The sequence below is a fragment of the Peptoniphilus sp. HMSC062D09 genome, from assembly GCF_001811425.1.
GTDB lineage: Bacteria > Bacillota > Clostridia > Tissierellales > Peptoniphilaceae > Peptoniphilus_A.
The window spans coordinates 1-9,922 of the sequence record NZ_KV804705.1 but is presented as its reverse complement, the minus strand read 5'-3'; the positions used below and the strand labels follow the sequence as shown (position 1 = coordinate 9,922).

General features: G+C 32.1%; 9 protein-coding genes. 7 read left to right on the top strand and 2 right to left on the bottom strand.

Features of this window, described 5'->3' with window-relative positions; genetic code table 11:
* Nucleotides 1-34: 34 nt before the first annotated feature.
* Nucleotides 35-694, top strand: coding sequence for a single-stranded DNA-binding protein (locus HMPREF2801_RS03970; RefSeq protein WP_070610658.1), 660 nt, complete (start codon nt 35-37; stop codon nt 692-694).
* A gap of 68 nt (nt 695-762) precedes the next feature.
* Here HMPREF2801_RS03970 and HMPREF2801_RS03965 read toward each other — a convergent pair whose 3' ends face one another.
* Both HMPREF2801_RS03965 and mobC read right to left on the bottom strand, forming a co-directional pair.
* Entirely contained in the window at nt 763-2,094 is a 1,332-nt protein-coding gene (locus tag HMPREF2801_RS03965) for a relaxase/mobilization nuclease domain-containing protein (RefSeq protein ID WP_070610656.1), read from the bottom strand.
* Nucleotides 2,095-2,096: 2 nt separating this feature from the next.
* Nucleotides 2,097-2,453 carry a plasmid mobilization protein gene (gene mobC, locus HMPREF2801_RS03960; protein WP_070610655.1) on the bottom strand — a complete coding sequence of 119 codons (357 nt, stop codon included), beginning with the start codon at nt 2,451-2,453 and terminating at the stop codon, nt 2,097-2,099.
* A 289-nt stretch (nt 2,454-2,742) separates the two neighbouring features.
* Here mobC and HMPREF2801_RS03955 point away from each other — a divergent pair, with 289 nt between their 5' ends.
* The 6 genes from HMPREF2801_RS03955 (at nt 2,743) to HMPREF2801_RS03930 (ending at nt 9,687) form a co-directional block, all read left to right on the top strand.
* Entirely contained in the window at nt 2,743-3,357 is a 615-nt protein-coding gene (locus HMPREF2801_RS03955; RefSeq protein WP_148130068.1) for a TetR/AcrR family transcriptional regulator, read from the top strand.
* Between the two features lie 107 nt (nt 3,358-3,464).
* Nucleotides 3,465-5,234 carry an ABC transporter ATP-binding protein gene (locus tag HMPREF2801_RS03950; RefSeq protein WP_070610654.1) on the top strand — a complete coding sequence of 590 codons (1,770 nt, stop codon included), beginning with the start codon at nt 3,465-3,467 and terminating at the stop codon, nt 5,232-5,234.
* A complete protein-coding gene (locus tag HMPREF2801_RS03945) occupies nt 5,231-6,955 on the top strand; it encodes an ABC transporter ATP-binding protein (protein ID WP_070610653.1) in 1,725 nt (574 codons plus the stop codon). The genes HMPREF2801_RS03950 and HMPREF2801_RS03945 overlap by 4 nt, the downstream gene beginning before the upstream one ends.
* 25 nt (nt 6,956-6,980) lie before the next feature.
* Nucleotides 6,981-7,571, top strand: a complete 591-nt coding sequence (locus HMPREF2801_RS03940; protein WP_019034321.1) for an MptD family putative ECF transporter S component — start codon at nt 6,981-6,983, stop codon at nt 7,569-7,571.
* Nucleotides 7,571-8,299, top strand: coding sequence for an energy-coupling factor transporter transmembrane component T (locus HMPREF2801_RS03935; protein WP_070610652.1), 729 nt, complete (start codon nt 7,571-7,573; stop codon nt 8,297-8,299). The genes HMPREF2801_RS03940 and HMPREF2801_RS03935 overlap by 1 nt, the downstream gene beginning before the upstream one ends.
* On the top strand, nt 8,296-9,687 hold the full coding sequence (locus tag HMPREF2801_RS03930; protein WP_070610651.1) for an ABC transporter ATP-binding protein: 1,392 nt from the start codon (nt 8,296-8,298) through the stop codon (nt 9,685-9,687). Before HMPREF2801_RS03935 ends, HMPREF2801_RS03930 begins: the two co-directional genes overlap by 4 nt.
* Nucleotides 9,688-9,922: the final 235 nt, after the last annotated feature.

Here is a 9,922-nt window from a genome sequence, read left to right as displayed (position 1 = left end):
AAACCTCCCTTTTGCCATGAAAGGAGATAAAAACATGGATTACAAAACAATTAGAAATCAGATAGAAGATATGGTAAGTGATAATCACAAGGACTTTGTTAAGGCGGTTATCAGCATGGAAAAAGGTATCAACGATGAAAGTGCTTTGGATAAGCTCTATGAGGCTTATATGGACAATGACAGCCTTAATTTACTGCATGAGGAATTTGATTACATGATTGAAGATTTAAGAGAACAGGGGCAGATTAAAGATCTTCCTTATGTTCAAGAGGAGAAAGATAATCTTGTCAATATCGTTGGAAATATTGTAGGAAAGATCGATGTAGTTGAAAGGGAAAATAAGAACGGCGAAGCCTTTCAGGTAGTAAATTTCTCTGTGGCATCTAAAGATGATGAGGGGAATAAGGTGTATCATAATTGCTCCGCATACGGAGAAAAGGGTGATATTCCAAAAGACTTTAAGCAGGGAGATTTTGTAAAACTCTTTGGACAGATTAGAACTTCCGTTGACGATAACGGCAAGGAACATACTAACATCAGGATACTTTCTTCAAAACTCTTAAAGGCAAAAGAACAGATGAAAGGTCGAGATGAAAAGAAAGAGTCTGTGCTTGGTGCCATTAAAAAATATCAGGCTGAAGATAAGGAAAAGCCTAAAGAAAAGAAAGAAGTATCAAAAGAAACTGAGAGATAAACTTATGGTCGGTGTGGTCTTAGGACTGCACCGACTCTTTTTTATTTAGGAAAAAAAGGAGATAAAGACTACCTCTCCATCTCCTTACCCATGTAGATTCCGTAATTTTTTCGTATCTTATAAAGCTCGTCCATAGTAGATTTTGAGGAAGAATACTCTTGCATAAGGGTGTTCTTTTTTTCTTGTAATTTATCAAGCTCGGCTAAAATATCCTTTGAATTTGGGAGCTTGGAATAGGATTTTTTAAGCTCTGAGAGAGCATTTTCATATAGGGTAATCTGAGCTTTGTACTCTTCAAAAAATGCCTTGTCAGACGGATTAGCAGTATATTCCTTGTAGCACGCTCTGTATTTTTTAACGGTATGGACTTGCTCCATAGTGGTGGAAAGCTTCTGCATTTCCTTATCAATAGCCTTGATTTTATCCTGTATATTTTGCCTTTCATCGGCTGCTTTTTGAATATACTCGTCAAGCTGTTTAACGGATTTAATGCCATGTTCTCTGATATAAATAACAGACTCAGCCATTGTATGAAGGTTATGTTTGGTTGCCCAATATTCGTAGCCTTTGCTTTCCTTCACCTTTGCATTGGTGTTCATGTCAATAACATTGCCGATGCGTTTTTTGACGGCAGGAGTCTTGATAAACTCTCTTTCTGCAATTCGTTTTTTTAATCTTTCTTCGGTATAATCTTCTCCGATTGTTTTAGCCCTTGTAAATCTCGCCTTATCTTTTGGCTTAAAAGCAATGTGCTTACCGTATTTGATTTCATAGCCAAGATCTGCCATCTTCTTTAAAAATTCGTCCCAGTCCTTTGACTGTTTTATCATTCTGTCAATGTCAAATTGAAGCCTGCTTTTCCAAGAAGTCCCATGCTTTGCCTGTTCGTTTTCATACCAAGATTTACCGTTAGTCTTGTATTTTTTCTTATAGCTTTCGTAAAACTCGTCAATGACAGATAGGCTATTTTCTTTGCAGAGTTTATCACTCTGATAACGGATTTGGTGGTAGCTTTTCTTGTTAGACTGGTAGCACCTACCTGTTACCATATTTACATTATTGAAGATGATGTGATTGTGGATATGCCCCTTATCTACGTGAGTAGATAAGACAAATTCGTACTCATCTTTAAGTATCTTTTTACACAGCTCCATACCAATCTGGTGAGCCAATTCAGGACTTGTTTCTCCCGGTAAAAATGATTGAATGAGATGTCTTGCAAGAACGGTTCCTTTTGTTCCTGCGTCATTTCGTGTCCTTATAAACTGAGTGTGAGCAGTTGATTCGTGGCATTTATGAGTGCTTATTAAAAGCTGCTCGTCTGTTTTATCTCCATTTACAATGTAGTCGATAGCAAGATTAAGAGTCGATTTTATTGGATGTATTTTTGTAATAGCCATTATTATTCACCTTCCGTTTCAGATGTTCTTTTCAGAAGTAGTGAATGAATTTGCCACAGCTCTTTTGAGAAATGTTCAATCTCTTTTTTTATATCACTGATGTCATCTTTATAGATTACACCTGTCGAATTTACTCGCTTTGCAATCTGATTGATGTTGTTTGTTGCGTTGGAAAGCAAGCCTTGTAAATCTCTGAAAGGCTCTAAATCTACTTGATAAATTTCCTTTTCCAAAACGCATTTGCGGATGAAATGGCTCATATTTCTGCACTTTGAAAGTTTTCTTTTCTCTTCAAAAAGAGCCTTTTCTTCTTCGGTTAATTTAATTTCAAGTCTTTCGTTTCTTATTCTATTTGCCATAGTTAATTCCTCCTTTGAGTGTATTTCGGGGTCTTAGGGTTCTCCCTAACAAGCTAAAAATTGATAAAAAAAGAAGCAGATCCCAAAGGGCTGCTTCGTCAATTTTCCGTAAGTGTCCGTACACTTACTGTGCTTGCTACAAAAGAATTCAAGCATTAAGCATATATTAAAATCATTAGTAATTATATCATACTTAAGTATGATTTTCTACTATACTCTTGACAAAACGGTTAGATTAGACTAACATATAACTATACAGAACGAGTGTCGGTCAATAGGTGGTGAGGTTTTGGTAATGAGAAATGTAAAAGATCCAGAAGAAAGAAAACAGGAACTTATAAACATAGCATCCAGACTTTTTGAAAAGGATGGATATGAGAAAGTTTCTGTTAGAGATATTCTCGCAGAAGTTAACGGAGCACCGGGAATGTTTTATTATTATTTCAAATCAAAAGAAGATATTTTCTTGGCTTGTATGGAAACATATTTTGAAGAAAAACTAAAAAATAAGTTGGATATACTTCAAAATAAGGAAATGGATTACGAAGAAAGAATAAAAATTGTAAGAGAACTTATAGTAAAAGATATCGGTCAATTTACAACAAGATATAATTTTTCGAAAGAGAATTCAATTACAGATAACTCTTACAGGCTATGGGAATTGATTCATTACATTGGAAAATTTATAGATGTCTATTCAGAGTTTATAATTGAAGGAATTGAAAATAAAAAAATAGAAAATAATATGGGAATAAACAGGGAAAATGTGAGAAGTTTTGCAGCTTTTATTTTATACGGAGCTGTTGGAACAATATATAATGACTATATTATTAAGGGAGAAAACAAAACAAATTCAAGTGAAGCCTTTGGAATAATAAGCGAACTATTTCAAAGACCTTATTAGAGAAAAATAAAATATAAGTATTTTACAAGGGAAACATCAATGGTGTTTTCCTTGTATTAGTTTTAAGGCAAATGAACGAACTCGTTCGGTAAGGAGGTATGTTTTAGATGAAAAAGAAGAAATCAATCAAAGATATTATTTCCTACAGTGAAATAAAAAAAGGACAACTTGTAGGAGGGATATTATTTGTTAGTCTTGGGATGCTATTAAGTATTTGTCCAATTTTGGTGATATACAAAGTCATAAAATCTCTATTTTTATATGGAAAATTAGAACAAAGTACAATACAGTTCTGCACCTATGGACTTGCAGCAGTGGTATTGTCATATTGCTTAACTTACATTGGAGGTATTTTATGCCATAAGTTTTCATATGTTTTAATAGCTAACTTAAAAAAGAAGATATTATTTCATATTGGGAATCTTCCTTTAGGTTTTTTTACCGGAGACAACAAGTCAAAAATAAGGCAAGTATTAGGATCGGACATGAATCAAATTGAGGGATATTTTTCTCATCAATTACCAAATTTAATTTCAACTTTAGCACTAATTTTAGCAATGATAATTGTTATGTTGAAGATAAATTTAATATTAGGTCTTACGACTTTGTTAATTATATTTGTCGGTTTAGGAATTCAGATTGCAATCATGGCAAAGATTATAAAGTCGGGTGGACTTGAGAAGAACTTTGCGATTTTGGATCAAATTAATTCAGCAACTACTGAATACGTTAAAGGTATGCCGGAAGTGAAAATATTTGGAACAGGATCAAAATCATTTAAAACTTTTTCAAAGTCAGTAGGAGAATATAGAGACTTTACAAGTTCGATGACATCAATGATAAGACCGGGATTTGTTTCATTTAGAATGTTTATTTTATCTGTTGCTACATTCATAGTTCCAGTAGGAATACTTTTAATGTCACGAAATAATAACTTGGATTTTGCTACAGTTTTTATTTTCTATTTGATTCTTGCACCTGCCATTAGCGTACCTGCATTAAAACTTAGAGATTTTGCAGAAGGAATGAATTTACTAAATGAAGTTGTTTTGAGAATCTACGAAATTATAGATCAAAAAGAATTGGCAATTGAAAATAATGAGGAAGAGATAAAAGGTCATGATCTTGAATTCGAGAATGTAAGCTTTTCTTATGGAGATGAAGAGGTTTTAAAGAATATAAGCTTTTGTGCTAAACAAGGAGAAGTTACAGCATTAGTTGGCTATTCGGGAGCAGGCAAATCTACCATTGGAACGCTAATACCCAGATTTTACGATCCTTCAGAAGGCTCTATTAAAATTGGTGGAGTTAATATAAAAAATATTCCGATGAACGCCTTAATGGAGAGGATAGCATTCGTTTTTCAAGACAGTGATCTTATCACAGATACAGTCTTCAATAATGTTGCTATGGCAAAGACAGGTTCTACAAAAGAGGATGTCATAAAAGCATGTAAAAAAGCAAGATGTCATGATTTCATTGAAAAACTTCCTGATGGGTATGATACTGTTTTGGGTAAAGGAACTTATTTATCTGGCGGAGAGAAACAACGTATTGCAGTAGCAAGAGCGATTTTAAAGGATGCACCAATATTAGTATTAGACGAGGCAACAAGTTTTGCTGACTCTGAAAATGAATATCTTATGCAAGAAGCTTTATCTGAATTGGTTAAGGATAAGACGGTTATTATGATTGCTCATAGGTTAAATACTATAGAGCATGCAAATCAAATTTTAGTAATATCTGATGGAAAAATTGCAGAAAGAGGTAAGCATGAAGATTTAATCCTTGCAGATGGAATATATAAGCGACTCTTTGATATTTATAAGAAGACAAATATTTGGCAAATGGATATAGAAGGGAGTGAGAATGAATGATAAGAAATATTACATTAGGAAAGATGAATAATATAAGAAAATCAATTATTTTAAATGTTTTGGCATCTATTTCCAACCTTATACCATTTATTGCTTTGGCGAAAATTGTAGAAACACTATTTTTAAATAGAGGTGCAGATAGTATAGATACGAGCCTTTTATGGAAGTATTTTGGGATAATGGCAGTATTTTTCTTAATAACATTCTTATTGGAAAATTTAGCCACAAAATATACCTATGAACTTGGATATAAGACAAGTGCAGATGGAAGAATAGAGCTTGCAGACCACATAAGAAAATTGCCAATAGGTTATATTTCAGGAAAAAGTTCAGCAGAGATCTTAGATACATTAATGAATGATTTTTTCAAAGTTGAAACGGCAGTAACGCATCAATTACCTCAATTTTTCAGTGGCATATGTGTAGCGGTTCTTTGCTCAATATTATTTTTGATAATTAATGTAAAAATGGGAATAGCAACACTTATTGGATTGCCGATTTCTGTTCTACTTCTTACACTCATGCAAAACTTTCAGAAAAAAATTTATTTGAAAACAAAGAAAATGAGGATAAAAGAGGAAGAAGATATAAACGAATATTTGGATGCTATTAAGACTCTAAAAGCTTATAACAGCTTAGATGATACATTAACAAAGCTTGAAGAAGATATAGATAACTCAAGAAATGCAAATATTAAGAGTGAGAAAGGGGTTGGTTCATTAACTACTATAGCAAGTATGATTTTAAGAATAGGACTTCCTTTGATGAGTTTAGTTGGTTCCTATTTATTTATAAATGGATCTTTGGAAATTGATACATTTTTAATGTTCTTATTTGTAGGCACAAGGATTTTTGATCCCTTGGAGCTTGCACTTGTAAATTATACAGGTCTACAAATGGCATCAGTTTCAGGAGATAGAATCATTAACTTACTTAACGCTAAACCTATGTCAGGAAATTCCGATGTAAACGAAAGCAACAAAATTGAAATCTGCGATGTTTCATTTTCTTATAAGGAATCTAAGGTTATCGATAATGTTTCATTAGACATTAATGAAAATGAATTAACAGCCTTTGTTGGTTACTCTGGCTCTGGAAAATCTACACTAATTAAATTAATTTCCAGATTTTATGATCCTAATGAAGGGACAATTAAAATTGGTGGAGTAGATTTGCTAACAGCCGACCCTGATAAATTAATGGATAAATTTTCTGTTGTTTTTCAGGATGTGTATCTTTTTAAAGACACAATTTATAACAATATAAAATTTGGAAATGAAGATGCAAGTAAAGATGAAATCATGAATGCTGCAAAAATGGCAGGAGCTTATGACTTTATAGTCAAAAAAGATGATGGATTTGACACTATGATTGGACAAGGAGGAGCGACTCTGTCTGGAGGTGAGAAACAAAGAATATCAATAGCGAGAGCAATATTAAAAAATGCACCAATAATACTACTTGATGAAGCAACATCTTCACTTGATCCTGAAAATGAACTTATTATACAGGAAGCAATATCAAATTTAATTAAAAATAAAACAGTTGTGGTTGTAGCTCATAAATTAAGGAGCGTAATGGGAGCTGATAAAATTGTTGTTTTAAACAAAGGAAAGGTAGAGGAAGTTGGGAAGCATGAAGAACTTATAAAAAATGAAAGACTATATAAAGACTTATGGAATTATCAAGAAAAGTCTAAAGAATGGAAGATTGTACAGTAACAATCAATTTTAAAGGAGGAAATTTATGAAAACACAAAAGAAATCATCAAAAAATGCAGTTACAGCCGGTGTTTTAATTGCACTTTACTTTGTAACATATGCAGTCATTGGGGCAATATCTATGCCTGTCCCTGTTTTATTTTTACTAATGCCTATGCTTGTAGCACTATTTGCTGCACCAACCTATCATATGCTTCTTGCAAAGACAAAGTCAGCTACTGCTATTGTAATCGCAGCTATCTTACCAAGTATTTTATTAGTTGCAACTGGACATATTCCAATTGCACCATTAGTGGCAGTGCCTGCCGGAATAATTGCTATGTTCATAGCAAAAGGTGGGAATTATACAGACTTTAAGAAAAATACAATTAGTCATATGTTTTTTTCTCTAAACTTATTTGGAGGATTTTTACCAATTTGGGTTATGAGAGAAGCATTTTTTGAAAGTGTAATAAAAGGTGGCTTAGATCAAAGCTTTTGTAACACAGTAAGGGCATGGACGCCAATATGGATGTTACCAGTTATGATTATAGGAACATTTATATTCTCTTTGATCGGTTCTTATTTTACAAAAAAAATATTAAATAAAAAGTTGGAATCCGCAGGAGTTTTATAATGGAAAATTCAAAGTTTGTTCTGGGGTCAAAATATGACCTCAGAACAAAACTTATCTTGCTTATAGGTGCGAATATTTTAATTTTTTTGGGATTTGATTGGATCTATCAAAGCCTTATTACATTATTTTTCCTTGTCATTATTATTAGCGATGGTTATAAAAAATCCGCTATAAGGTATATTTTATTTTTTGTAGTAAGTGTAGTATTGGAAAAATCTTTAGCCTATTTTAATATGAATTTTCTTTTGAATTTAATTTTATTTATCTTAGCAATTGGAAGAAAATTTTTGCCATGTATTATCGTGGGTAAATGGATTTTAAATTCCACATCTGTTTCCATTGCAGTAGCAACTTTACAAAAATTAAAACTTTCAAAAGACTCGCTCATAATGATTTCTGTAATATTTAGATGTTTGCCTACTATTAAAGACGAATGGAGTCATATAAATATGGCGATGAAAACTCGAGGAATTAATTTTAACTTAATCAATTTAACAAGAAGACCAACATTAATTATGGAATATTTTTTTGTGCCATTGTTCGTAAGTGTGATAGAAATTGGGGATGAGCTCTCTCAATCAGCCATTATAAGGGGACTCGATGCTCCTGTTAACAAAACAAGTAGACACCTAATTAAGTTTAGAAAAAATGATATTGGTGTTCTAATTCTTATGATTTTAATTTTATCAATAGTAATATTTATGAAAGTATCAGGGTGGGACTTATGATTGAAATTAGAGAATTAAGTTTTAAGTATAAGGGAGGATCTGATTACTCATTAAAAGATATAAATTTGAAAATCAAAAAAGGGGAATGCATTCTTCTGTGTGGTAGGAGCGGTTGCGGAAAGTCGACTCTATTAAAGCTTATGAACGGTATAATACCTGAGTTTTATGATGGGGACATTTCTGGCAGCGTTATGGTCAATGGTATGAATACATTTACCACACCAATTTATAAATTATCTAATAATGTAGGCTCGGTTTTTCAAAATCCTAAAACACAATTTTATACAACCAATACAACCGATGAAATCGCTTTTGGTTTAGAAAATTATGGAATAGAAAGAGAAGTAATTAACAAAAGGATTGGAGAAGTTGAAAAAGAGCTTCATCTTGAAAACTTGATGAATAAAAATATATTCAATCTTTCTGGAGGAGAAAAGCAGAAGATTGCTATAGCAAGCATTTACGCATTAAACCCTGAGATATTTATTCTTGATGAACCATCTTCAAGCTTAGACATAAAGTCAATGAAAGAACTATCGCTTACAATAAAAAAGCTTAAATCTTTAGGAAAAACTATTATTATTGCAGAACACAGGTTGTGGTATTTAAAAGACATTGTTGATAGAGCAATATACTTAGAGGATGGAAAAATCATCAGAGAATATAGTATGGACGAAATTGAAAATCTAAGTGAAGATGAACGAATGAGAACAGGACTTAGGCATTCTGATTATAAAGCTATTGAAAGATTTGATGATTTTGAAACTTCAAATAAAGGGACTTTATTAGAGTTAAAAAATCTAATATTCAAAAGAAATACCAAAATAATTTTGTCCATTGAGGATCTTAAATTTTTTTATGGGAATATTATTGGAATTGTTGGAGAAAATGGAATTGGGAAGTCTACATTAGCAAAAATTATATGTGGCTTAAACAAAGAAAATAAAGGTAAAATTTTAAAAGATGATGAGAATTTAAATATAAAAAGTAGGCTAAATGAGAGCCTGCTTATTATGCAGGAAGTGAACTGTCAGTTATTCACGGACAGCGTTAAAGATGAAATAGTATTAACATCAAATATTAAAGATGATAATGCTTTAGATACTTGGTTAAAAGATATGGAGTTGAAAAATATCAGTGATAGGAATCCTCACACCTTGTCAGGAGGACAAAAACAGAGAGTAATTATCTTATCCGCTTTACTATCCGACAAGAAAATTCTATTTTTCGATGAACCAACCAGTGGATTGGACTATAGAAATATGAAAATAGTAGCTAAAAACATAAAGAAAGTAAAGGAAGAAGATAAGTTGATTTTAATAATATCCCATGATGTTGAGTTTTTAGAGTCAGTTTGTGATAAAGTGATTGATTTCACGTATTTATGAAAATGCATATATTAGTAAATTACAAGAGGGACATATGATAAAAACGCAAGAAAAACGAGAAGTTGTGAATAGTATTTTTTATAATATTCCATAAAATAAATTTTGTAATAGATTTTTTTCATTTTAGAGGACTTTTTATGCCTATGTGCAGAAGTCCTCCTTTTTTTGTCTAAAAACGCAGACAAAAAAAGAAATGGAGGAAATTAAATGCCAAAAGAATATTACCTTTATGTCA